We start from the raw sequence: 24,913 nt of genomic DNA on the forward strand, positions 1-24,913 counted from the left end.
AGGATCTCTGCCGTTCCGACTCGGATCAGCTCGTTTATTTTATCACAGAACTTTTCGTTTGTCAAGAACTTTTTTAATTTATTTTTTGAAGCTCTTTCGAACTTCTTTGCTGTTCTCTCGATCAGCAACTCGTTCATTTTATCAAACTCGTTTGCTTTTGTCAAGAACTTTTTTAATTTATTTTTTGAAGCTCTTTCGAACTTCTTTGCTGTTCTCTCGATCAGCAACTCGTTCATTTTATCAAACTCGTTTGCTTTTGTCAAGAACTTTTTTAATTTATTTTTTGAAGCTCTTTCGAACTTCTTTGCTGTTCTCTCGATCAGCAACTCGTTCATTTTATCAAACTCGTTTGCTTTTGTCAAGAACTTTTTTCAGGTTTTTTTGAAGCAGTTTTTCCAACCCGCGGCAGCCACCCGGCTCCGAACTAGATTTTTCTGTTTCAAAGAAACTCATTCGCATCAGCTCTCACTGACAGCTTAGTTATAATAACACCGCCCAAAGCAAAAGTCAACACCTTTTTTCGAATTTTCTTATTTTTAGAAAAATATAGTTAATTCTGCATATTTTATATTTTATCTGAATTTTTTAAAAAAGACCGTACGCATCACACGCCGGTCCTTTTTCCACAACTTCCTTCTAATTTTTCCCCACGCGCAGAATCGCATCCTGAATATTTTCCACCGGAATCAGTGCGATTCCACCGATTTTCTCCACGGACTTCATGCAGACAGCAGGTAAAATCACCCGCTCGAAGCCCAGTTTTTTTGCTTCCAGTACACGCTGTTCCGCCATGCTGACGGCGCGGACCTCACCGCTTAAGCCGACCTCGCCAAATACGACCGTTTTCTCATCGATCACCTGATCTTTGTAGCTCGATACGACGGCAAGTGCGATGCCAAGATCAATCGCCGGCTCATTCATCTTGATTCCGCCTGCGATGTTGACGTAGGCATCGCTTGTCGAAAGATTGACTCTTGCGCGTTTTTCCAGCACTGCCATCAGCAGGTTCACACGGTTGAAATCGCATCCTGCTGCGGTGCGGCGCGGGATTCCGAAATTACTGTGGCAGACCAGTGCCTGAATCTCGATCAGGATCGGGCGCGTTCCCTCCATGGAGCATGCGACAACCGAACCGGAAGCTCCCTCCGGCCGTCCGTTCAGCATGTATTCCGATGGATTTTTCACTTCCACGAGTCCCTCTGTCTGCATTTCGAAGACGCCGATCTCATTTGTAGAACCAAAACGGTTTTTGACGCCGCGCAGAATCCGGTAGGACGCATGACGGTCGCCCTCGAAGTACAGCACGGTATCTACCATGTGTTCCAGCACACGTGGGCCGGCCACATTACCGTCTTTTGTCACATGACCGACGATAAAGATCGAAATTCCCATTCCCTTTGCAATCTGCATCAGCACATTCGTCGATTCCCGGACCTGGGATACACTGCCCGGCGCGGAGCTGACCTCTTCGTTATACATGGTCTGGATCGAGTCGATGACGGCAATCTCCGGCTTCTCTTTTTCCATGACGGCGCGGATAATGTCAAGATTCGTCTCACAGAGCAAGGACAGATTTTCATTAAATTCTCCGATCCGCACGGCGCGCAGTTTGATCTGGCGCAGGGACTCCTCGCCGGAAATGTATAAAACCTGATGTCCTGCTGTGGACAGCATGCGGCACACCTGCAGAAGGAGTGTGGATTTTCCAATTCCCGGATCGCCGCCGACCAGTGTCAGGGAACCCGGCACAATTCCTCCGCCGAGCACCCGGTCGAGTTCTCCGATTCCCGTCGGGATACGCTCTTCTTTTCCTGTTGAAATTTCCGTCAGATGCACCGGCTTTCTGCCCGCTGCGCTGTGGCTTCCGAGCCCCTGGTTTCCCGCCGGTGTTTTGGCCGCCATCGGTTCCTCCACAAACGTATTCCATTCTCTGCACGCCGGACACTGACCCATCCATTTTGCTGACTCATATCCGCAGTTCTGGCAGAAAAAGGCTGTTTTTTTTGCTTTTGCCATAGTTGTGTCTCCCTTATAATTGTCAAAAAAAGCTGCCGCACACGTTCTGCGACAGCCTTCTTTTCTTATTTCATCATGCTTTTACGATTTCTACTGCTACATCCTCTGCTTTTTCCAGCTCTACGCTGAAGGAAAGTTTTCCGCCGAGATTTGTGGTCATGTGGCCAACGTTTACGCCGTCGAGCAGCACCTTGTATTCGGTCTCTGCTTCCATTTCAACGGTGATCTGTGCATCCTCCGGTCCTTCTACTTTGAAGGTCATGCCGTCGTCGAATACGTTCAGATCGGTAACTGCGGTTCCCGGAACGGATTCGTATACGAACAGTCCGTTTCTCTCCAGCTTTGTGATTTCCTTAAAGGTTTTTACTTTATACAGATCTCCTCTGTGCTCAAAATCAGATTTTTTTGCCTTTGCCGCAAGCTCATAATCTCCGAAGCTGATGCCTCCGTCTGCCTCTGTGCGGATTAATTCTTTTACTACTGACATTTGTAAATGCCCTCCTGGTCTTGTCTTTTGTGGTGTTTCGTTTCTTTGTGAAAATCATACCATAATCAAAAAGATTTTACCATATAATTTATGGAATTTTATATTATTTTTTCTCAAGAACCTTAAATGTAATCTCTTTCTTATTCATTCCAGCCGCAACGGTATCGCCTTTTTTCACTTCTCCGTTCAGGATGGCTTCTGCGAGCGGATCCTCAATTTTGCTCTGGATCGCGCGTTTTAACGGGCGGGCACCGTACTTGCTGTCGAAGCTGTTTTCCACGAGATATTCTTTCACGGTGTCACGGACTTTCAATTCAATGTCCATCTGCTCCTTGCAGCGGCGCTCCAGATCTTTGAGCAGAATCTGCAGAATCTTCTTCATATCCGCCTTGGTAAGCTGATGGAATACAATAATCTCGTCGATTCGGTTCAGGAATTCCGGCTTAAACATCCGTTTGACTTCTTCCATCACCTGGCCCTTCATGTATTCGTAGTCTTTCCGCTCATCTTCTGTCGAAAGGAATCCAAGGCGTTTCGGCGCTACAATGTTCTGTGCTCCGGCATTGGATGTCATGATAATGCAGGTCTGTTTGAAATCAACTTTTCTGCCCTGCGCGTCGGTGATATGGCCATCATCAAGCACCTGCAGCAGAATGTTGAAGACATCCGGGTGCGCTTTTTCGATCTCGTCAAACAGGATCACACTGTACGGGTTGCGGCGCACTTTTTCGGAGAGCTGGCCGCCTTCCTCGTAGCCGACGTATCCCGGAGGGGATCCGATCAGTTTGGAGACGCTGTGTTTCTCCATGTACTCCGACATGTCGACGCGGATCAGGGCCTGCTCTGTACCGAAAACTGCCTCGGCGAGTGCTTTGGAAAGTTCTGTTTTTCCGACACCGGTCGGTCCAAGAAACAGGAAGGATCCTGTCGGACGGTTCGGGTCTTTTAATCCGACTCTGCCTCGTTTTACGGCTTTTGCCACAGCTGTCACGGCTTCTTCCTGGCCGACAACGCGTTTATGGAGTGTCTGCTCCAGTCTTGCCAGACGTTTCGATTCTCCTTCCGCGAGACGCTGTACCGGAATTTTCGTCCAGGTGGATACGGTTTTTGCGATTTCTTCTTCTGTTACCTGCAGTTTTTTGTTTTTGCAACGGCGTTCAAAGCGTTTTCGGATCTGCTCCAGATCTTTTTCGAGCTCCTGCTGGCGCGCCTGCAGTTCTTTTGCCTGCTCAAAATCGCCGGCACTGATCGCGGATTCTTTTTCTTTCTGTACTTCGAACAGTGTCTGCTCCTCTTTTGCCATGTTGTCCGGCACCTGATAGCCGGCGAGCTGTACGCCTGCGGATGCCTCATCGATCAGATCGATGGCTTTATCCGGCAGGAAACGGTCGTTGATGTAGCGGACGCTCATTTTTACGGCTGCTTCCAGTGCTTCATCGGTGATTTCCACGCCGTGGTGGCGTTCGTAGTATGGGCGCAGGCCTTTTAAGATATCAAGTGCTTCGCTTTCCGTCGGTTCTTCTACTTTGACCGGCTGGAAACGGCGCTCCAATGCGGCATCTTTTTCGATGTATTTACGGTATTCTTCGAGCGTGGTTGCACCGATGAGCTGAATTTCTCCGCGGGAAAGGGACGGTTTTAAGATATTGGATGCATCGAGTGCTCCCTCTGCACCGCCGGCCCCGATGATGGTGTGAAGTTCATCGATGAACAGCAGAATATTTTCATTGTCCGTCACTTCTTTGACGACACGTTTGATACGCTCTTCGAACTCACCGCGGTATTTGCTTCCGGCTACCATTCCGGAAAGGTCAAGGACAACAACTCGCTTATCGCGGATCGTTTCCGGCACAATGCCAAGGGCAATCCGCTGCGCCAGACCTTCCGCAATCGCCGTTTTTCCGACACCCGGCTCTCCGATCAGACACGGGTTGTTTTTTGTCCGGCGACTTAAGATCTGAATGACACGCTCAATTTCCTGCCCACGGCCGACAACCGGATCGAGTTTTCCTTCGCGCGCAAGCTCAGTCAGATCCCGGCTGTACTGGTCCAGTGCCGGCGTTTCGCTGGTCTGCGCTCCACCTCTTGTCTGCGGTCCGCGGCCGGTATTTGCATTTCCGCTTGCACCGCCCTGCAGCGGTGCCTCGCCCATGGCAGTAAGGATTGCTCCATATAGTTTCTGAATGTTGATCCCCATGGTAAAAAGCAAACGGGTAGCAACACAGTCACTTTCTTTTAAGATTGCGATCAGCAAATGCTCGGTTCCCACAGCTCTGCTCTTAAAACGCGCTGCCTCCGCTTCTGCATTTTCAAGCACTCTGCGTACCCGCGGAGTATAGCCCGGTCGGGATTCGGTCACGGTGTTTCCGCCTGGTGCAATCAGACGGTCAATCAGTTCGGTAAGCTGTCCGGCATCTACGTGAAACTCAGAAAGCACCATGCCTGCTGTGCCATCCTCCACGTTCAGAAGTCCGATCAGAAGGTGTTCGGTTCCTACGTAATTATGTCCACATTTTTCAGCTGCCCTAACCGCATATGCCAGTGCTTTTTTTGCCTGACTGGTATATCCTTCTCTCATAATACTATTGTCTCCTTCATGTTTCGTCTGCGTAATTGCTGTAAATTTCATCTACAAGCTGATGTACTTCTTCTTTTGATATATTTTTGCAGACGGCTTTTGCAAGAATCACCTGCAGATCTTCGCGCAGTTCCTGCATGGCATACAGTTTATCCGCATCGATAGAGATAACGGCTCCTTTTCTTCGGTCAATCGAAAGAAGCCCCTCCTGCCGGAGTACGCTGTAGGCCTTATTTACGGTATGCATGTTGATTCCGATATTGTCTGCGAGCTGTCTTACCGAAGGTAGAGTATCTCCTTCCTGAATTCTGGAAGTGGCAATACCCAGAATAATCTGATTTCTCAGCTGGATATAGATCGCTTCATCGCTGTTGAAATCGATCTGTATTGTCTCATAATACATAGTTACACCCTGCTTTCTCGTATCGTTTTGTTATACATATGTTATAACAATTCGCAAACTTTGTCAACAAACGGTTTCCCTACCTGTTTTTCTCGTAGATGATCTGAAGACCTTTCAGGAGCAGATTCTCATCGATGATGATGTCATGTCTGCAGTGCGGAATCACAGCTTTCGCCAGACCTCCGGTAGCCACAATCGTGCATTTGCAGCCAAGTTCTTCTTCCATCCGTTCGATCATGCCGTCGATGCTGGCAGCGTTTCCATAAATCATACCGCCTTTCATACAGTCCAGCGTATTTTTGCCAATGACTTTTTTCGGTGCTGTCAGACTGGTCTGGCTAAGCTGCGCGGCATTTGATACGAGAGCATCCAGCGAAGTACGAAGTCCCGGAAGAATCACGCCTCCGATGAAGCTTCCTTTCTGATCAAGTACACTCATCGTCGTGGCAGTTCCCATATCGATAACAATCTGCGGACATGTGTATTCATTCAGCGCTGCTACTGCTACAACAACAAGATCGCTTCCTGCCGTTGCGGGGTCGTCCAGTTTGATATTAAGTCCGGTCTTCACACCGGGGCCGACAACTTTGACCGGCTTTTTAATCACTTTTTCTGCCGCACTCCGGCAGAGCTCTGTCACCTGCGGAACAACGGAAGAGATGATACCTCCTTCGATCTGCTCCACCGGAATCTCATACAGTTCCAGTACATTTTTCAGGCTGACTGCGTATTCCAGCTCTGTTTTTGCCTTGTCCGTGGAGAGTCTTTCGATAAAGTATGTTTTTTTCCCTTCCACACACCCAAGGACGATGTTCGTGTTGCCGATGTCTATTGCAAGGATCATGATTCAGGTTCCTCCTGTAAAAACTATGAAATGAAATTCTTGTGGTTTTATTATACATGGTGCGGCGCTTTGAGACAAGGAAAAAGACAGCAAGAAAAAGACAATTAAGTCGATTTCATACTGTCTTCTGAATATTTCATTTTGAATTATCTATTCTTGTTGTTCACAAAAATAAATTTTACATCATTCTCAAACGTACGATTTAGCAGAATTTGCCCTGAAAATGTTTGAGTACTATACATTTTTACATCATTCTCAAACCATTACTTACAGATTTAGGGGAGGTGGAAAGTTTGAGTACCATACATTTTTACATCATTCTCAAACAGGCGGTGATGGATAGTGAGCAGCGAGCGGTTTGAGTACCATACATTTTTACATCATTCTCAAACTAGAAGCTGTCATTTACGCGCTCAAATCGTGTTTGAGTACCATACATTTTTACATCATTCTCAAACGTCTTTTACGCCGTCATATGACGTTTTCAGGTTTGAGTACCATACATTTTTACATCATTCTCAAACTTAAAACCATCATTCGCACCATATACAGTAGTTTGAGTACCATACATTTTTACATCATTCTCAAACTGGTTTTCGACTTTCACGTTTGTTCCTGATGTTTGAGTACCATACATTTTTACATCATTCTCAAACATCGTCGATGAAGGCTTTTCTGGACAGGGTGTTTGAGTACCATACATTTTTACATCATTCTCAAACTTCATGCCTGCAGAATAGAAATCGTCCTCAGTTTGAGTACCATACATTTTTACATCATTCTCAAACTTTCCTGCAAGTGGAATAATATTAGAACCTGTTTAAGTACCATACATTTTTACATCATTCTCAAACCATGGAGGTATTAGGTATGGCAATCTATCAGTTTGAGTACCATACATTTTTACATCATTCTCAAACCTCAAATTTAAAAATGAACTGCTTTCATCTGCACAAAACAGGTACTCAAACATCCGATGGATATTAATAGACATCACATCCATCTTTGTCAATTATATAATATTCTCTCTGATTCGAAAAGTCCCTTTGTATATTTTCTATGAAAAGCAAGGATATTTCATAGTAGCATGCCATTTGGGAGAGTTTGTTTATTTGTGTTTCGTTCAGATAGGATCGAATATTGACCAAAATCACCAGTTCTTTTTGGAGAAGTTCGGCCATAACTTTGATATATTGCGTTAATTTTTCCAGAAGCCCCATCTCTTTTTCGGTTTCTGTCTGAACTCCCATCAATTTTAGGAGTGCGCTCAAATCGATTTCCTCATTTTGTTCCAATTCGTACCCACTGACAGCTTCCAATTGATAGATGTATTTCTTCAGTTCCGCAATAATTCTCTGCGTTTCCAGAAACATTTCTTCATTTTGCGCACTTTTGACCAGCTCTGTAAATAACCGTTTTTGTATTCTGTGATCCGCAAAATCAAGAGAAAAGGGCGTTAATACCAATTCCACATCTCTTTTCATATTCAGCTCTGTGTCAGCTTTAGAAAGTACGAAATTTCCCTTCTCTCCCTGATTTTGTTTTTGCAGCTGCTCCACATATTTTAAAAACAGCTCCGGTGATTCTATAATCCATTCCGTGGGACAGTTCCGATGAATCGCAATAGGTTTTTCCAAGTCCACATGTACCAGTTTCATAAAATCACCAGCCTTTCATCCGTATTCAACACTTCACTCTTTACGTTCCCAACAATCAGATCCATTTTCGCATACTGCTTCTCAGTCACCGTTAAAAGCTGTATCAGACCTTCTTCCGGCTTATTTTTATGAATCTGATCCACGATTCCATTCACTACAGTTGTATTTAACGCAAGCTTACAGTATACGGATTCCTGGAGCATCAGGAATCCGCTTTTCAATAAAAACTTTCGAAATCTCGCATATTCTCTTCTCTGATCGCCCGTCAGCACCGGAAGATCAAACAGTACCAATACTCTCATAAAACGATAACTCATAGGCCATAAAACCGGATCAATGCACTGTCATTCTCATTTAAGGCATCAAATACACTTTTACAGTAAATTTTTATGGCATTATTCACATACTGTGTTTTCCCGTCTATCATGACTTCGTTGTTTAATACATTGACCAACTGTATTTTTTCCTCATGCGTAAATTCTTTCCTCTGCATTTGGATTACTTCCCGGTCAATCAGAACACGGAACGGTTCCATCAAATCGGACGCCAGATTAAACTGATTAAACATATTATCATGAAAGAGTCCGAGCTGTGTAATATAACCGCTCGCTACAATTTCTCTCGCAAACGCAGACAACAAAATGCTATATCCGTAATTCAGCGCTGCATTTTCCGGACAATCCGCAGTTCTGGTAAATGTCATACCGAACAATGCATTAAAATATACCTTTGCCGCATGCCCTTCCCGGTTTGTCTCATCGTTCCAGCCAATCTCCTGTAAATATGATTCTAACAGACCCGCTTCTTCCTTTCCCATATTTTTTAACAGTTCCTTCTGTTTTCGTATTTTTTCCGTCACAATTTCTGTCCAGATCGCTTCTTTACTGTGCCGGCTCCACTGAATCTGCTTTCTGATTTTATTGCTGGTATCATGACTTCCGTAATACCCAACCAGTTCCGACGATGGATTTCTCTTTTCATCGCAAAAAATCACTTTTATTTTCTTTTTTGTCAGCTCTGCCAGCAGACTTGTTGTGACTGTTGCTGCTGTTGACTCAATCAGAATGGTTGATATTTCACTTAAATGTATTTTTGTTACTTCCTCATTTCGCACCACAAGGTAACCAAGCTGATAGTCCAGCTTTGCCCGTTTGGAAATAACCACAATCCGCCAGCTCATAATGCATTCAGGTCTACTGTCTGCTCGTAGATACCGGTTGGCGATTGATGAATCATTTCGATTCGACTGCAATCGGTTATATTTTTGTTGAGACACAAAATTCCTGCTCTTCCAGATCCTCCAATTAATTTCAAATCAGCGGCAGCACTCTGGCACTGGAAAAAATGTAAAACTTCATACAAAACGATACACTTTTCTTCTATGCATAATTCTTTAAATTTTTCTCTTTTTTCCGTTAATGTCTTTGCCTGTGCTCCAAGTTTTTTTGCATATACCGTATTTGTTAATTTATTTAAAAAGGTTTCATACAGCATCACCACCTTCTTTTCTTCTAAATGGTCGGAATCGTAAATTTTCAGTTCTTTATTCTGTTTTTTACGTTCCACGTACTGTACTATTTTTTTCAGTATTTCTGTTTCTTCCTGGGAAAGTACCAGCTGATTTGCACCTTGCATCAATAGCTGATCCCCTGATCTTCCGGAAACCCACATATAAAATCCGTCCACACAAAACAGAGTATCTATTTTGATTTCCGGCACCAGCACTCGCGGATTCTTTAACTGTCTTTCCTCTTCCAGATACCGAATTATATTTTCTTCTGACTTCTGAATTTCCTTTTTCAGACGAATCGGCACATACTCGATTGTTCGTATTTTCTTTCCCTTTTTGCCCTCCGATTCTGCCAGTACAAAGTAAGCTCCCGCCTCTTTGTTATATCCTCCATACTTCTGTATATCACAAAGCCGTTCATCACTGCTCTTGATCGGAACCTGACCTTTTCCTTTTTTGACAATCTGCTGGTCAAACAATGCACCTGTTGCCTCATACGATCTTCGCGTCACAAGAATGTTGTTCTTTTCCATAAACTTTCGGACTGTCACAATGGTTCCGTTCCCGCCTTCCCAGGCAATTTCTCCGTTTCGTTCAATTCTTTCCTGTTCAAACATCTTCTTCAGATTATAACTTCTTCCCGGATTTTCCTTAATGAAGTGAATCGGATTTGATGTGAATTTTACAAAATATGCGTTGCCAACGACAATATTCAAATAAGCATCCTTCGCATGATGATAATCATTCATCTCCCGTACCTTCAGAAATTTAAAATCCTTACGGAACTTTGAAACGGTTGGCGCTTTTACATAAACAATCTGTGTATCCGGGATCACCTGCTGCAGAATACTTGCTGCCGCTTTTGTACTCTGACGAGTTTCCACCAGCTGCCTGGAAATAAATCCAGCCAATTCAGACGGTTCAAATCCATTTCCTCTTATCAGCCGTTTATATTTTTCTTCACTGATCAATCCGGCATCCACTAAAGATTTCCAGAATGGCTGCATTTTTTTCCGAACTGTTTCATCGATCGGATATTTATCCTCTTTCATCTGATTACACTTTTTCTTTACAAGTACCCGGTTATCCAGGCTATCATCCATCACTTTGGACTGTGGAAAAATATGATCAATGTCATACTTCTGATTATCCCACAATTCCTCCAGTTCAATTGTTTCACCGGAATACATGCATTTTCCTTTTTGCGTATAATACAAATACAGCTTGTCTCTTCTCATTTCCGCATCGGAACGCTTTTCAATCTCATCTATCCAGTCTTTTTCTTCCGCTTTACATTTTTTATAAAGTTCCAGCAGTTTCTTTTTTCTTGAAGAGGTTCTTCCCTGATCGGTTTTTTCTCTTGCCATTTCTATAAAAACACGTTTCGGTGGGTTTCCCATCACTTTACAGATTTCCTTTACAATCAAAAGGCTCTGCCAAATCTGCCGCTTCACTGCCGGTGATACGTAAAGCTCCTCGACTAATTCATACGAAATATCCCGTTTTTTCTGTTCGTTTCCATTCTTTTCTTCGATTGCCGATGCAAACAAATATTTTTCGCTAAGCAGTTGCATCAGATTGTCATTCGTCTCCCACAAAGCCCGAATAATAGACCATGCCTCTCCCGTTTCCGGTGCCGGTGCTTCCATCTCTTCCAAAAACACTTTTGAGAGTCTTCCCCAACCACGATACGGCAGTTTACTTATGCTGTCTCTTTGTTTTTCTGTCAACTCCGGAAACAGTTTCTTTAATCTCTGTTTCAGTATCGCTTTATCATCTCCAAACAGCGTTACGTTCAGGATGATGCATTCTTTTTCCGCCTGGTTCAGTGACAGATTTGTTAATTTCTCTTTAAAGTCATGGTATGCCGTAAGAGAACTCTTGAAATCACCATCAATTCCGGTAATTTCAACTTCTTTTCCGGTAATTCCTTCTTTCACTAAATAGTTTTTCAGTTTTTTCTGTGTAACCTTTCTGCTTTTCTGGAATACTTCTTCATATATTTTCTGTTTCTGCTCTACAGATATCTTTTCTCCATCCAAACGCAGATTATTTAATTCATTTAAAACTTCGTATTTGCTGTACAGCAGAGAATACTTTGGTAAAACATCTTCACTTGGCAGATAAGTACATTTATTCGTCATTCTTCGAATAAACTGCTCTGCACTTGCTTCCAAATCTACCATCTCATCGAAGTTCCATGGATATATTTTGCCTTCTTTTCGTACCGCCCAGTTACTCTTCTCCCCTTTTTTTCGAATTCCGTTTAAGGGTCCTACGTAGTACGGAATGCGGAATGTGAAAATCTTTTGAATCTTCTCTCCATTCTCTTTCAGTAGCGGAACTTTATCTTCCAGATTTTTCAGGATTGCATTTAATTCATATAAATGAATCTGATATGGAATGACACTGTTGTCTTTTACAGTCTGTTTCGGAAGAAACGTTCCCATTTCCATTTCCTTCTGCATGCAGGATGCTTTCGTCACATCTGATATCTTGCCCAGAATATTCTTTTTCAGATAACCGTAAAAGTCTTCCTGACTACATTGTTTTGGTGCCTTGATATACGCATAATAATTAGCTTTTTCATCCTTTTTTGCAAACAGTCTCTGATATTCTTCCCTTGAAAGATTCTCTCTGACCAGCTTTTTCAGATCTTTCAGATCTTTTTTATGCTTTTCATAAAGTGCCACTTTTGCCTCTGAAAGAGAAGAATAGTTCTGCAAAATATCAGCCAGAACAGCCCAATCGTACACTGCTTTTGCGTGTTCAATTAATACATATTTTTCTCCCAGCTCTGCTTCGATCTCTCCAGCGTATTCTTCATAACCTGCATCTGCGAAGCAAAGTTTTGGCCGTTCCAGTGTATCCATCTGTTTTTCCCCAAACAGATTTCCCAGTTTTGCTGTTCCACCGGTAATCAATCCCAGCCACTCTTTTTCACAGGATGTTTCTGCCCGCATTGCTTTTACTGCTTTTGTCTTTTTCGCAGATTTGGTCAATGTTCGGTCTTTTAAAATTGCCTCTATTTCCTTGCTTCTTTCCACTCCAATCTCGGAAGAAAAGCCAAGTTCTTCTGCCCGCACTGCTTCAAGGAACTGTTCAAATGTTGTCTGAAATTCTCTTACCTGTTCGATATTTCCGTTTAATAGAAAATGGCCTCTGTGTTTCATCATATGATGCAGAGCAAGATATATCAGGCGAATATCAGGCGTTTCGTCAGTTTCCATTAACCATTTTCTCAGATGATAGATGGTTGGAAACTGTTTATGATATTCTTTGTCTGTGTAATCATCATCCGCAAACAATGCATAGGGAAGTTCCGGACACTTTCCCTGCCTGTCACGCTTATCCTCTGGCCAGTAACGACTCTCTTTCATTCTGCGAAAAAATCCATCATCTATCTTTTCTACTTCTTCCGCAAAAATTTTCTGCAGCAATTCTATTCTCCAATTACGACGATCCAATCTTCGTTTTGCTGTCCGAAACCCTCTTCTCTCTTCTGCAGTCTGTGCACTGTCAAATAGCCGTACACCCCAAAGTGTTTTTCCATGTGCGCGCAAAATTTCGTACTTCTCATTTGTCACAGCCCATCCAACCGAACTGCTTCCCATATCAAGTCCGAGATAATATTCCCCTTTCATCTGTTCTTTCCTCCATTTTCTACATTTTATCTAATTTTACCATATATTTTGATTTTTTACATCTTTTCTTTCCTATTTTCAACAATTCTACTTCCTGGTTCTTGCTGTTCTCACAGTACTGAATCATAACCATGTTTCATTTCTAATTTTAGACAACAAAAAAACTGCTGTCTATGAAGACAACAGTTTTCGTTCCACACACTGTGGACCATCTAACGATGGCGTTTTCGATAAATCGTTATTTGAACTTATGATGTAAAATTTAGTATGGTACTAAACTATCTACACTATACTTCTATTTTTTCCTTTCGTCAATCTTTTTTAGAAAGTTTTTATGATAATTATTCCATTTTTTTCTCTTGCGTCCTTCTTGTTTTTATGGTAAAATATATCTTGTTCTGATTACGAACACTGCCGCTGTGGCGGAATTGGTAGACGCACTTGACTCAAAATCAAGCGGTGAATAACCGTGCCGGTTCGAGTCCGGCCAGCGGCATAGCTAAAAAAGATCTGCAAAAACGAACGTTGATGCAGATCTTTTTTATTGTCTTCCCTTCAAAAAAACAGCTTTTGAAAGAAAGAAAACCCCTTTCGAAGAACCGGCCATCTGCCGCATGGTTCTTTTTGAAAGGGGTTTTACTGTTGTTATTTCTTATTTATTTCCAAACATCTTCTCATACTCCGGTGTTCCATCCAGTGTAGCGAAGTAGTCCTTCGGGGTTTCTGCGCGGCGGATGACTTCAAAGCTGCCGTCCTCTTTTAACAGAACCTCTGCAGATTTTAATTTTCCGTTGTAGTTGTATCCCATGGAAAATCCATGTGCGCCGGTGTCGTGGATGAAGAGGAGGTCTCCGACTTCCACTTCCGGAAGCATGCGGTCGATCGCGAATTTATCGTTGTTCTCGCACAGAGAGCCTGTTACGTCATATTTGTGGTCGCACGGCTGATCTTCTTTTCCCATCACCGTGATGTGATGGTAAGCGCCGTACATAGCCGGTCTCATCAGGTTGACCGCGCAGGCATCACAGCCGATGTACTCTTTGTAGATGTGTTTCTGATGGATGGCGCGGGTAACGAGTCCGCCGTACGGTCCCATCATGAAACGGCCCATTTCCGTGTAAATTGCAACATCGCCCATGCCGGCCGGAACGAGAACTTCATCGTACACTTTATGTACACCCTCGCCAATCACGCGGATGTCATTGCCTTCCTGATCCGGTTTGTACGGAATTCCGACGCCGCCGGAAAGATTGATGAATTTAATCTTCACGCCCGTCTCTTTCTGCAGCTTTACAGCCAGCTCAAACAGTGTTTTTGCCAGAACTGGGTAGTAATCATTGGTTACGGTATTACTTGCAAGGAAGGAATGGATGCCGAACTCTTCTGCCCCTTTTGCCTTCAGAATGCGGAATGCCTCAAAAATCTGCTCGGTTGTCATACCGTATTTGGCATCTCCCGGATTGTCCATAATATCGGTGCTGATTTTAAACAGTCCGCCCGGGTTATAACGGCAACAGATTTTCTTCGGAATGTAGCCTAATGTTTTCTCAAGAAAATCAATATGCGTAATATCATCAAGGTTAATGATCGCACCAAGCTCTGCAGCCAGTTGATACTCTGCAGCCGGTGTTACGTTGGATGAAAACATGATTTTATCTTTCTCAAATCCCATCGCATCGGAAAGCATCAGCTCCGTGTAAGAAGAGCAGTCGCATCCGCAGTCATATTCACCCAGCATTTTGATCAGTGTCGGGTTTGGGTTCGCTTTTACAGCAAAATACTCACGAAATCCCGGATTCCAGGAAAAAGCTTCCTTTACCGCTTTCGCATTCTCACGAATTCCTTTTTCATCGTAAATGTGAAACGGAGTTGGTACTGCTGCTGCGATTTCTTCCAGTTTTTCTTTTGTTACAAAAGGCTTCTTCGTCATTCTCTTTTGTCTCCTTCTTCTGCTTATTTTGCCTGAATAATGTGAAGCATGTTTGTCATATATCCTTCACCCGTCACCTCGTTAGTAGCAGGGTCTCCGGCCGTAAAAATAACCATATCGCCACGTTCTACAAGCTCCTCACGGCGCACCATATACATAGCATGGGAAATGATGTTCTCCGTAGAATCTTCCTCGTATCCGGTCACCGGACGAACGCCCCAGTAGAGCTGCATTTTTCTTCTTGCCCATTCATATGGGGTAACGCCGTAAATCGGTACGCTCGGACGAAGGTTGGAAATCAGTCTTGCAGTCTGACCGGACATCGTCGGAGTCACAATGCAGGCTGCTTTGATGTGTTCTACCATAGAAACGGCTGCACTTCCGACTGCTGCGGAAACATTTAGCTTTCCTTCCAGCGCTTTTCCATCGCGGTAGTCTTCGAATTTCAGATAACGCTCCGTCTGCTCGGCAATCTCTCCCATCATGGTAACTGCCTCGATCGGATATTTTCCGGCTGCTGTTTCGCCGGAGAGCATGATCGCATCCGTTCCATCATAAATTGCATTCGCAACATCGGCTACCTCTGCACGGGTCGGACGCGGGTTCCGGATCATGGAATCCAGCATCTGGGTTGCTGTGATAACCGGTTTGTATTTATGATTGCATTTTTCAATGATGATTTTCTGTACATGCGGTACTTGGCACGCCGGAATCTCTACACCAAGATCTCCCCTTGCAACCATCACACCATCTGCCGCATCGATGATGCTGTCGATGTTCTGCACACCCTCCGCATTTTCGATCTTGGCAATGATATCAATATGCTCTCCTCCGTTTGCCACAAGGAACTCACGGATTTCGTTAATTGCCTCTGCATTCCGGATAAAGGAAGCTGCAACAAAATCAATATCCTGTTCAATACCAAAAAGAAGATCTCCTTTGTCTTTCTCCGTGAGGTTCGGAAGATTGATCGAAACGTTTGGTACATTCACGCCCTTTTTTTCTCCGAGCTCGCCGCCGTTTACTACGGTACAGACAATTTCCGGTGCATTTACTTTTTCTACGCGCAGACCGATCAGACCATCATCGATCAAAATCGTATCTCCCTCTTTGATATCTTCCGTAAGGCCGGTGTAGCTGACAGAACAGTGATTTTCATCTCCGGTCTCCTGAACGGTTGTCAGGGTAAAAGTCTGTCCGGTTACCAGATTCACTTTTTTTCCATCTTTTAAAACGCCGGTACGAATTTCCGGTCCTTTGGTGTCCAGAAGGATTGCCACAGGAGTTTTCAGCTCTTTTCGAAGCTCTTTCAGCATATCCATACGCATTTTCTGCTCATCGTGGTCTCCATGAGAAAAATTAAAACGAGCAACATCCATTCCGGTTTCAATCAGTTTTTTCATCAGGTCACGGGAGTTGGTATTTGGTCCCATGGTGCAGACAATTTTCGTTCTTCTCATACTTTCTCTCCTTCTTTATTTTACATGTTCATGCGTAAACAGGTGATCCTGGCAGTATTCATAGTTTCCGTTGCATCGGGAACAGAAACGGAACTCCAGATTCGGATCATCTTTTTCGGTCCGGCCACAGATCGCACATTTGTGTTTTGTGATCCCGTTCGGATTGCGGTATTCGGCTTCGCCTCTTGAAACGGCCTTTTTAAATTCCTTCCGGCGTCTGTTCTGCTGGAAAGAGCCGCGTTTTCCTTTTCTTGTCATCAGGAAGAACACAAGGACGTTTGCAAGGGAACAAAGAATAACAACACATCCTGCCCAGTTTCCGCTCATGATGCTGGTAATCATGCTGTAGGCGAGAAGCGCTACGTCAAGGTATGCCAGCCATTTGATTTTGATCGGAATAATGAAATACAGCAGTACCTGCATATCCGGGAAGCTGATCGCAAAGCCAAGGAAAATCGAGAGGCTGATGTAGTAAGTGCTGAATGCCGTTCCCATCAGCGACGGATATCCGTTGACTGCATATAAGATTCCATACAGCAGGAAGGAACCGATAATGGTCATCAGAATGCCGGAAAAGATGTAAACATTATACTTGAAATCTCCCCAGGCTCTCTCAAGGCTTGTTCCGATTGAGTAATAGAAAAACAGCATGATGATCGTAAAGATATCAAGGCTGCTCGGCGGAATCAGAATCCAGCTCACCAGACGCCAGATCTGTCCGTGCAGAATATAATATGGTTCCAGCGTCAGATACTGTCTCATGATGGGAGCCGCAAGCGCAATGATATATCCCGCAATGTACGTTACGATAATGTACATCGTCAGATGGCTTAACGCGTATCTCCCATATTTTCGCTCCATTTTGTCTAAAAAATTCATGCACACTCTTCCTTTTTGTTTGTTTTATTTTACCGGCTTTCACTGCCCGAAAATACATTCTCATTATACGTGCTGCCTTTTCGTTTGTCAAACGGTATAACGGTGAATTTCGTCTCCGAAAAAGAGCTTTACGAATGTTTTACTTTCCGGTATAATTTATTAGAAATCTTTTCCAGTTATTTTATAAATATACGAAAAAATTCAGGAGGACTTTATATATGGCAGGATCATCATTTGGTACCATCTTCAGACTGACCACCTGGGGAGAGTCTCATGGAAAAGGCGTGGGCGTTGTTGTGGACGGAGTGCCGGCCGGCCTTTCGCTTTCCGAGGAGGATATTCAGTTTTACCTCGACCGCAGGAAGCCGGGACAGAACCGCTTTACCACAAAACGGAAAGAATCCGATACCGTTCAGATTTTATCCGGCACTTTCGAAGGAAAAACGACCGGTACCCCGATTTCCATGGTGGTATGGAATGAGGATCAGCATTCCAAAGATTACAGCGACATTGCTTCCTATTACAGACCGGGCCACGCCGACTATACGTTTGATGCAAAATACGGTTTCCGCGACTACCGCGGCGGCGGACGCTCCTCAGGACGCGAGACGATCGCACGCGTGGCTGCAGGTGCCATTGCCTTAAAAATGCTCTCTGAGCTTGGCATCACCGTTTCCGCCTACACCCGCTCCATCGGTGACGTGGAAATCCAGTCTTTTGATACCGCTGAAATCGCGAATAACGCCCTGAATATGCCGGATGCAGAGGCTGCCGAAAAGGCTTCCGAGCTTTTAACAAAAGCCATGGCGGAAAAAAATTCCGTCGGCGGTGTGGTCGAATGTGTCGTTCACCATATGCCGGCCGGTGTCGGCGATCCGGTGTTTGAAAAGCTCGATGCCAACCTTGCAAAAGCACTCGTCTCCATCGGCGCCGTAAAAGGCGTGGAAATCGGAGACGGTTTCTCGGTCTGCACAGCTACCGGGCTTACCAATAACGATGCCTTCCATGTAAATGCGGACGGCTCCATTGTCAAGCTGACCAACCACGCCGGCGGTATTTTAGGCGGTATCAGCGACGGAAGCGATATCGTTGTCCGGGCTGGTTTCAAACCGACCCCGTCCGTTGCTGCTTCCCAGCAGACCATCAACAAAGACGGCGAAAATATTGCCATCGAAATCAAAGGCCGCCACGACCCGATCATCGTTGCACGCGCCGTTGTTGTCGTGGAATGCATGACCGCTCTTGTCCTGGCGGACGCACTGCTCGTCGGCATGAGCGCCAAACTGGACAATGTAAAGAAAGTCTGGGCTCTGGACGAGAAATAAAGGCCGGACTGCTTCTTTCTGGCTTCAACACAAAAAATGCCTGCGGGATACAGTTCTTCCTGCAGGCATTTTTGCGTTATTTTTTAGTGAACGCCTTTTTTCGTAATCAGAATACAGTTCGGCGTCTCCACTTTCATCGGGCGGCCTTTCTGAACCAGCACGTTTTTCTCATAATCAACGGTAAATGTTGTGATCGTGTTGGACTCATGGTTTGCCACTGCGATATGTTTTCCGTCCGGGAACATTGCAATATCCTTTGGATATTCGCCGCTGATCGGAAGTGCAAACTTCTTCTCCATGCAGCCGGTCTCCGGGTCGATATGGAACATTGCTACGGTATTGTCTCCGGCTGTAGAAGTAAACAGGTAGTGGTGATCCGGGGAAAGGCACATGCCGGATGCAGCGTCGTGCGCCTGGTCCACGTTCGCGGATGTGGTGCTGATCGACTGCAGTTTTTCAAATTCCGGTCCGTTTCCCGTATCACGGTAGCTGAATACATCGACTTTGTTCATCAGCTCGTAAATGACATACGCGTATTTTCCGGATTCACTGAAAACGATCTCTCTCGGACCGGATTCACGCTCACAGCGCAGGATATCCACCAGTTTCAGGCGGTCACGCTGTGTGTTCAGCTTGTACATTTTGATCTGGTCAATGCCGTTGTCGACTGCGCAGACATATTTGTTGTCCGGTGTAGGAACGACACAGCTGACATGCGGGCGGAAGTTACGCTCTGCCACACTGCCAAGGCCCTTGTGGAACACGCCGTCCATCAGACTTCCGAGGCGGCCGTCCTTATGGGTATGTACAACGGTTACTTTTCCGTCATGATAGCCTGCCACGAACAGGTATCTTCCGGTTTTGTCCACCGACAGATAGCAGCCGCGCATGCCGTCGATGTCTACTTTGTTGATCGGGGTCAGGTCTCCGTCATCCTCCACTGCAAACACTGCAACGCCTTCATCTGCAATCGAATACAGGTATTTGCCGTTTAAGGAACGGGCAATGTGGGAAGAGTTGTTGACCGGTATGACTTTTCGCTCTGTCAGAGTGCCTTCTTCTACATTTACATCATATAAATGAATACCAATGCTGCTTCCATGGGTATAAGTGCCTACATAGGCTACGTACTCATCCTTCATGTTGTTTTCATCCTTTCTGCCTTCTCGCACATCGTGTGAATTTTCTAAAAATATTTTAACACAATTTCCGCGCCACGACAACGAGGAAAACGGATTTTTGATATGTAAACGGTAACACTTTATTTTTAGACACAGGATATTCTCCTGCAGAGAATTTTTTAGATATTTCTATTGTTTTTGGATTGTAAGAGTTGAGGTTTCCGCTGCATACCATTTCCATTTTCTACGCTCTCGTCAGACTGATTTCCTGACTCATCATTCCCTGCAGTTTCTTGATTGCGCGGCTGTACTGGCACTGCAGCGCCTGCTCGCTTTTCTTGCAGAATCCGCTGAGCTCTTTGTAGCTGAATCCATATGCTCTCCCCCAGAAAATGCGCTGATCCATCGGATTCAGGTTCTGGATGCAGTTCTGCATCACCATTCGTTCCTCAATCTCGGCTGTCGCGGCCGCCTCCCCTTCATTTCTGTTCTCTTTCTGATACTGTGTATAGGAAACTTCATTCTGATAATAATGTTTTCTGCGCTGATTCTTGATCTTGTTTTTTGCCACACAGAACAGCCATTTCGTCATCTCTTCTCCTTCGAGATCGGCAACGGTTTCAAATTTTACCACCAATACCTCCCATACATCGTTCAGCACATCCTTCGCCGTCTCCCGGTCATTGTTCAACTGACCGCAGATATAACGGAACAGCACATGACTGTTTTCCTCGAATATGATCTGAAAAAATCGTTCCTTCTCTTGTCTCATACACTTCTTTCTCCCTCCTGTTATTTCGCTGTCCTTCTCTTCCGGGCCCGTCATATATGTAATGTGTTGAGACTATCGAAATCTTTCGTTTTTTCAGAATATTTCTACTATTTGACCTTATTACTTTTGTTAATAAAGCAAAATATTGCGTTATAACTGCACCGCGGCGCATAATCAAATTTTTTCTTTCGAAATCAGAAATTACTGTTTCTGACAAAAAATTCCCGCAGAAAGGAGCTTTCTTCCTCTCTGCGGGAATCTTCTATTTTGGTTTTATTTTATTTAAAGTAAGCAACACCGGACTCAAAGATCTTCAGATCCTGCTCTCCGTAGATGTTGACTGCTACGCCGTTGTCGCGGCGCTCTGCGTGTGCCATCTTACCAAAGACACGGCCGTCCGGGCTGGTGATACCCTCGATTCCGCAGTAGGAACCGTTGACATTCCAGTACTCGTCGTTGGTCAGGTTTCCGTTGACATCGCAGTAGCGGGTTGCAATCTGGCCGTTTGCCATCAGCTTGTCGATCCACTCTTTCGATGCTACGAAACGTCCCTCTCCGTGGGATGCCGGGTTGGTGTAAACACCGCCAAGCTCGGCGCCTGCCAGCCATGGGGATTTGTTGGTCACAACCTTCGTGTAAACCATCTTGGAAATATGGCGTCCGATAGTGTTGAAGGTCAGAGTCGGGGAATCCTCCGTCTGTCCGAGAATCTCACCGTACGGAACGAGTCCCAGTTTGATCAGTGCCTGGAATCCGTTGCAGATACCAAGGGCAAGTCCGTCTCTCTCATTCAGCAGTTTGGTAACAGCTTCTTTGATCTTCGCATTCTGGAATGCGGTTGCAAAGAATTTTGCTGATCCATCCGGCTCATCACCTGCGGAGAATCCGCCAGGGAACATGATGATCTGCGCCTGGTTGATGACTTTTTCAAAGGCATCGACAGAACCGCGGATGTCTTCTGCGGAAAGATTGCTGAATACCTGAGTGATAACTTTTGCACCGGCACGCTCGAAAGCTCTGGTGCTGTCATACTCACAGTTCGTTCCCGGGAAGACCGGAATGAATACGGTCGGCTGTGCCAGCTTGTGGGAGCATACGTGGATGCTCTTTGCCTGATAGCAGCTGTCTGCAACAATTCCGTTTTCGTCTGCTGCTGCCACATTCAGGGCATCTACCTCCGGAAGCTCTGCACCGGATACGGTCTTGAATACTTTTTCCAGCGGTTTGTTCCATGCGGAAACGGCCTCGCGGATGGTGATTTCGGTGTCTTTATAGGAAAGAACCGGTTTGTCTGTCACTTCACCGATGACGGTGTAGGTGCTTGCCAGCTCTCCGACTTTTTCAGCCGGAACTTCGCAGATCAGATCTGCAATATATGGAGTAAAGAGATCTCTCTCGTCTACATTGTGCTCGATGGTTACGCCGAGAGCATTACCGAATGCCATCTTGGATACGGCTGCTGCGATACCCTGACGGTCTACGACATAAGCGGCTTTCACACGGCCGTTCTGCATATCCTCATGCAGTTTTCTGTAGGTTTCCATGACGCCTTCGTACTCTGGAAGCAGATGTGCGTCGACTGGAAGGTGGATCCACACGAGTTTGTCTCCTGTGTTTTTCAGCTCCGGAGATACTACATCTTTTAATTTTGCAACGTCAACCGCGAAGGATACGAGTGTCGGCGGTACATCGATATGGTTGAAGGTACCGGACATACTGTCTTTTCCTCCGATAGACGGCAGGCCGTAGCCCATCTGTGCGTCGTATGCACCAAGAAGTGCTGCGAACGGCTGGCTCCAGCGGTGCGGATCCTCAGTCATTCTGCGGAAATATTCCTGGAAGGTGAAGCGGACTTTGCTGTAATCGCCGCCGACTGCCACGATGCGGGACAGGGACTCGGTTACGGCATAGACTGCTCCGTGATACGGGCTCCAGCTCGATACGTATGGATCAAAGCCGTAGCTCATCATGGTAACGGTGTTGGTTTTTCCATCCGGAACCGGCACTTTTGCAACCATGGCCTGAGTTTCAGTCAGCTGATATTTTCCACCGTACGGCATCAGCACGCTGGCTGCTCCGATGGAGGAGTCAAACATCTCGACAAGACCTTTCTGGGAGCATGCGTTGAGGTCTGACAGGGTGGACAGCCATTTTTCTTTCACGTCGGCAATGTCACCGCTTCTTTTTAACGGGGTGTCCTCTGCTTTTGGAATCTCTACGAAGACATCATTCTCCTGATGTGCTCCGTTGGTATCCAGGAATGCACGGGAAATATTGACGATCTCTTTTCCTCTCCAGGAGAGTACCAGACGCGGGTCCTCGGTTACGACTGCAACTTCGGTTGCCTCCAGGTTCTCTTCTGCGGCATATTTCAGGAACTGCTCACGGTCTTTCGGGTCGATGACAACGGCCATACGCTCCTGGGACTCGGAGATGGCGATCTCGGTTCCGTCGAGGCCGGCATATTTTTTCGGTACTTTGTCCAGATTGATCTTAAGGCCCGGTGCCAGCTCGCCGATGGCAACGGAAACTCCGCCTGCACCGAAGTCGTTGCATTTTTTAATCAGAAGGCTGACTTCCTCGCGGCGGAACAGTCTCTGCAGTTTACGCTCAGTCGGTGCGTTTCCTTTCTGTACCTCTGCACCGCAGGTCTCGATGGATTCTGTCGTATGTACTTTGGAGGAACCGGTTGCACCGCCGCAGCCGTCTCTTCCAGTACGGCCGCCGAGCAGGATGATGATATCGCCCGGATCGGAATTTTCACGGACAACGGCACGGCGCGGTGCTGCTCCAAGGACGGCTCCGATCTCCATACGTTTTGCCACGTAGTCCGGATGGTAAACTTCTTTGACATAGCCGGTTGCAAGACCGATCTGGTTTCCATAGGAGCTGTAGCCGTGTGCTGCTTCTCTTACGAGTTTTTTCTGCGGAAGTTTTCCTTCGAGTGTCTCGCTCTGCGGACGGGTCGGATCTGCGGCTCCGGTCACACGCATTGCCTGATATACATAGGTTCTGCCGGAAAGCGGGTCACGGATTGCACCGCCAAGGCAGGTTGCTGCACCACCGAACGGCTCGATCTCGGTCGGGTGGTTGTGGGTCTCGTTTTTGAAGTTGATCAGCCACTCTTCGTCTTTTCCGTCTACATCTACCGGTACGACGATGGAGCATGCGTTGATTTCATCAGACTCTTCCTGATCTGCGAGTTTTCCTTCGGATTTCAGTTTTTTCATTGCCAGAAGGGCAAGGTCCATAAGGCAGATGAATTTGTCGTCACGGCCTTTGTAGAGTACCTCACGGTCGCTTAAGTAGCGGTCGTAGCTTTTTTTCATCGGCTCGTAGTAGTCGCCTTCGCCGAAGGTCACGTTGGTAAGCTCGGTGGAGAAGGTGGTATGGCGGCAGTGATCGGACCAGTAGGTATCGAGTACGCGGATCTCGGTCATGGATGGATTTCGTTTTTCTTCGCCGCGGAAGTAGTTCTGGATATGCAGGAAGTCTTTGAAGGTCATGGCAAGGCCGAGGGAATCATACAGGGCTTTTAATTCTGCCTCCGGCATGTCGATGAATCCGTCGAAGATTTTGACGTCTGCCGGCTCTTCAAATTTTGTCACGAGGGTTTCCGGTTTTTCAAGTCCTGTCTCTCTGGAGTCTACCGGATTGATGCAGTGTGCTTTGACTGCGTCAAACTGCTCATCAGTCATCTCTCCTTCGATAACATACGTAACGGCGGAGCGGATGATCGGCTGCTCGTCTTCTTTTAAGAACTGCACGCACTGTACGGCAGAATCGGCTCTCTGATCAAACTGTCCCGGAAGGAATTCTACGGAAAATACTCTCGCACCTTCTGCACGCGGGAAATCTTCCTGATAGCAGATATCAACCGGCGGCTCTGCAAAGACTACTTTACATGCTTTCTCATATGTCTCATCACTGATATTTTCTACATCGTACCGGATCAGCTCCCGTACGTTGGTTACGGTCTGGATGTTCAGATAGTGCTTGATTTCATGCTTCAGATCTTTCGCCTTAATCGCAAATTCCGGCTTTTTCTCCACATAAACGCGTCTGACTGTACTCATTTTTATCCTCCATTTGTCTGAATCATAGTCCCCCAAAAACGGGACAATCTTTCGTTACTTACAGAATAGCATATTTATCTTTATAAATGAAATTAATATATCTTATATGTTTTATAAGTTTTGTTTCTTAATAGACGGACGCATTCCATTTTTCCTGCACTACCATCCCACTCATCACCCATTCTCTCCCGTCCTAAACCGTCAGGCCCC

17 protein-coding genes, 1 tRNA gene and 1 CRISPR repeat array are annotated in these 24,913 nt (G+C 45.5%); of the genes, 2 read left to right on the plus strand and 16 right to left on the minus strand.

The window, feature by feature from the left end:
- The 10 genes from DW915_RS12400 to cas9 all read right to left on the minus strand — a co-directional run.
- Positions 1-335: hypothetical protein (locus tag DW915_RS12400; protein ID WP_199676783.1), on the minus strand; the 335-nt coding region annotated here is incomplete at its 3' end.
- 301 nt (positions 336-636) lie between these two features.
- Entirely contained in the window at positions 637-2,016 is a 1,380-nt protein-coding gene (radA, locus tag DW915_RS12405) for a DNA repair protein RadA (protein WP_055221439.1), read from the minus strand.
- 73 nt (positions 2,017-2,089) lie between these two features.
- Entirely contained in the window at positions 2,090-2,503 is a 414-nt protein-coding gene (locus DW915_RS12410; protein WP_055221437.1) for a hypothetical protein, read from the minus strand.
- Positions 2,504-2,606: 103 nt separating this feature from the next.
- Positions 2,607-5,081: an ATP-dependent Clp protease ATP-binding subunit gene (locus DW915_RS12415; protein ID WP_118742228.1), complete on the minus strand. Its 2,475-nt coding sequence runs from the start codon at positions 5,079-5,081 to the stop codon at positions 2,607-2,609.
- Between the two features lie 16 nt (positions 5,082-5,097).
- The gene (locus tag DW915_RS12420) at positions 5,098-5,484 is read right to left on the minus strand and encodes a GntR family transcriptional regulator (protein WP_117510240.1); all 387 of its coding nucleotides are present in this window, start codon (positions 5,482-5,484) and stop codon (positions 5,098-5,100) included.
- A 79-nt stretch (positions 5,485-5,563) separates the two neighbouring features.
- A complete protein-coding gene (locus tag DW915_RS12425; protein ID WP_117510241.1) occupies positions 5,564-6,328 on the minus strand; it encodes a type III pantothenate kinase in 765 nt (254 codons plus the stop codon).
- Positions 6,329-6,553: 225 nt separating this feature from the next.
- Positions 6,554-7,248: a CRISPR direct-repeat array (repeat unit 36 nt; unit sequence GTTTGAGTACCATACATTTTTACATCATTCTCAAAC).
- A 63-nt stretch (positions 7,249-7,311) separates the two neighbouring features.
- Entirely contained in the window at positions 7,312-7,986 is a 675-nt protein-coding gene (gene csn2 / locus DW915_RS12430) for a type II-A CRISPR-associated protein Csn2 (RefSeq protein ID WP_117762144.1), read from the minus strand.
- On the minus strand, positions 7,983-8,288 hold the full coding sequence (gene cas2 / locus DW915_RS12435) for a CRISPR-associated endonuclease Cas2 (protein WP_117762145.1): 306 nt from the start codon (positions 8,286-8,288) through the stop codon (positions 7,983-7,985). Before cas2 ends, csn2 begins: the two co-directional genes overlap by 4 nt.
- A gap of 11 nt (positions 8,289-8,299) precedes the next feature.
- Positions 8,300-9,166, minus strand: a complete 867-nt coding sequence (cas1, locus tag DW915_RS12440) for a type II CRISPR-associated endonuclease Cas1 (protein ID WP_117762146.1) — start codon at positions 9,164-9,166, stop codon at positions 8,300-8,302.
- Positions 9,163-13,140, minus strand: a complete 3,978-nt coding sequence (cas9, locus tag DW915_RS12445; RefSeq protein WP_117762147.1) for a type II CRISPR RNA-guided endonuclease Cas9 — start codon at positions 13,138-13,140, stop codon at positions 9,163-9,165. Before cas9 ends, cas1 begins: the two co-directional genes overlap by 4 nt.
- A gap of 413 nt (positions 13,141-13,553) precedes the next feature.
- Between cas9 and DW915_RS12450 the strand changes: the two genes are divergently transcribed.
- Positions 13,554-13,636: transfer RNA gene (locus tag DW915_RS12450), tRNA-Leu, on the plus strand.
- Positions 13,637-13,792: 156 nt separating this feature from the next.
- Here the strand turns inward: DW915_RS12450 and DW915_RS12455 are convergent.
- Genes DW915_RS12455 through DW915_RS12465 form a run of 3 tightly spaced genes read right to left on the minus strand, consistent with a single transcriptional unit; the run spans position 13,793 to position 17,409 of the window.
- Positions 13,793-15,070 carry a diaminopimelate decarboxylase gene (locus DW915_RS12455; RefSeq protein WP_055221426.1) on the minus strand — a complete coding sequence of 426 codons (1,278 nt, stop codon included), beginning with the start codon at positions 15,068-15,070 and terminating at the stop codon, positions 13,793-13,795.
- Positions 15,071-15,093: 23 nt separating this feature from the next.
- Positions 15,094-16,530, minus strand: coding sequence for a pyruvate kinase (gene pyk, locus DW915_RS12460; protein ID WP_022463218.1), 1,437 nt, complete (start codon positions 16,528-16,530; stop codon positions 15,094-15,096).
- A 15-nt stretch (positions 16,531-16,545) separates the two neighbouring features.
- A complete protein-coding gene (locus DW915_RS12465; protein WP_055228519.1) occupies positions 16,546-17,409 on the minus strand; it encodes a hypothetical protein in 864 nt (287 codons plus the stop codon).
- A gap of 218 nt (positions 17,410-17,627) precedes the next feature.
- Here DW915_RS12465 and aroC point away from each other — a divergent pair, with 218 nt between their 5' ends.
- On the plus strand, positions 17,628-18,734 hold the full coding sequence (aroC, locus tag DW915_RS12470) for a chorismate synthase (RefSeq protein ID WP_117762148.1): 1,107 nt from the start codon (positions 17,628-17,630) through the stop codon (positions 18,732-18,734).
- 83 nt (positions 18,735-18,817) lie between these two features.
- Here the strand turns inward: aroC and DW915_RS12475 are convergent, their stop codons facing one another.
- From DW915_RS12475 to DW915_RS12485, 3 genes are all read right to left on the minus strand, one after another.
- Positions 18,818-19,876, minus strand: a complete 1,059-nt coding sequence (locus tag DW915_RS12475; protein ID WP_117762149.1) for a lactonase family protein — start codon at positions 19,874-19,876, stop codon at positions 18,818-18,820.
- A 223-nt stretch (positions 19,877-20,099) separates the two neighbouring features.
- The gene (locus DW915_RS12480; protein ID WP_022463214.1) at positions 20,100-20,627 is read right to left on the minus strand and encodes an RNA polymerase sigma factor; all 528 of its coding nucleotides are present in this window, start codon (positions 20,625-20,627) and stop codon (positions 20,100-20,102) included.
- A gap of 278 nt (positions 20,628-20,905) precedes the next feature.
- Positions 20,906-24,703: a phosphoribosylformylglycinamidine synthase gene (locus DW915_RS12485; RefSeq protein ID WP_117762150.1), complete on the minus strand. Its 3,798-nt coding sequence runs from the start codon at positions 24,701-24,703 to the stop codon at positions 20,906-20,908.
- Between the last annotated feature and the right edge of the window lie 210 nt (positions 24,704-24,913).

This window comes from Blautia sp. AM42-2 (genome assembly GCF_003480245.1).
Classification (GTDB): Bacteria; Bacillota; Clostridia; order Lachnospirales; family Lachnospiraceae; genus Fusicatenibacter; species Fusicatenibacter saccharivorans.

What these genes read in the sequence shown, in the direction of transcription:
- radA (WP_055221439.1), bottom strand. Translation starts at nt 2,016, where the DNA reads ATGGCAAAAGCAAAAAAAACAGCCTTTTTCTGCCAGAACTGCGGATAT.
- DW915_RS12410 (WP_055221437.1), bottom strand. Translation starts at nt 2,503, where the DNA reads ATGTCAGTAGTAAAAGAATTAATCCGCACAGAGGCAGACGGAGGCATC.
- DW915_RS12415 (WP_118742228.1), bottom strand. Translation starts at nt 5,081, where the DNA reads ATGAGAGAAGGATATACCAGTCAGGCAAAAAAAGCACTGGCATATGCG.
- DW915_RS12420 (WP_117510240.1), bottom strand. Translation starts at nt 5,484, where the DNA reads ATGTATTATGAGACAATACAGATCGATTTCAACAGCGATGAAGCGATC.
- DW915_RS12425 (WP_117510241.1), bottom strand. Translation starts at nt 6,328, where the DNA reads ATGATCCTTGCAATAGACATCGGCAACACGAACATCGTCCTTGGGTGT.
- csn2 (WP_117762144.1), bottom strand. Translation starts at nt 7,986, where the DNA reads ATGAAACTGGTACATGTGGACTTGGAAAAACCTATTGCGATTCATCGG.
- cas2 (WP_117762145.1), bottom strand. Translation starts at nt 8,288, where the DNA reads ATGAGAGTATTGGTACTGTTTGATCTTCCGGTGCTGACGGGCGATCAG.
- cas1 (WP_117762146.1), bottom strand. Translation starts at nt 9,166, where the DNA reads ATGAGCTGGCGGATTGTGGTTATTTCCAAACGGGCAAAGCTGGACTAT.
- cas9 (WP_117762147.1), bottom strand. Translation starts at nt 13,140, where the DNA reads ATGAAAGGGGAATATTATCTCGGACTTGATATGGGAAGCAGTTCGGTT.
- DW915_RS12455 (WP_055221426.1), bottom strand. Translation starts at nt 15,070, where the DNA reads ATGACGAAGAAGCCTTTTGTAACAAAAGAAAAACTGGAAGAAATCGCA.
- pyk (WP_022463218.1), bottom strand. Translation starts at nt 16,530, where the DNA reads ATGAGAAGAACGAAAATTGTCTGCACCATGGGACCAAATACCAACTCC.
- DW915_RS12465 (WP_055228519.1), bottom strand. Translation starts at nt 17,409, where the DNA reads ATGAATTTTTTAGACAAAATGGAGCGAAAATATGGGAGATACGCGTTA.
- aroC (WP_117762148.1), top strand. Translation starts at nt 17,628, where the DNA reads ATGGCAGGATCATCATTTGGTACCATCTTCAGACTGACCACCTGGGGA.
- DW915_RS12475 (WP_117762149.1), bottom strand. Translation starts at nt 19,876, where the DNA reads ATGAAGGATGAGTACGTAGCCTATGTAGGCACTTATACCCATGGAAGC.
- DW915_RS12480 (WP_022463214.1), bottom strand. Translation starts at nt 20,627, where the DNA reads ATGAGACAAGAGAAGGAACGATTTTTTCAGATCATATTCGAGGAAAAC.
- DW915_RS12485 (WP_117762150.1), bottom strand. Translation starts at nt 24,703, where the DNA reads ATGAGTACAGTCAGACGCGTTTATGTGGAGAAAAAGCCGGAATTTGCG.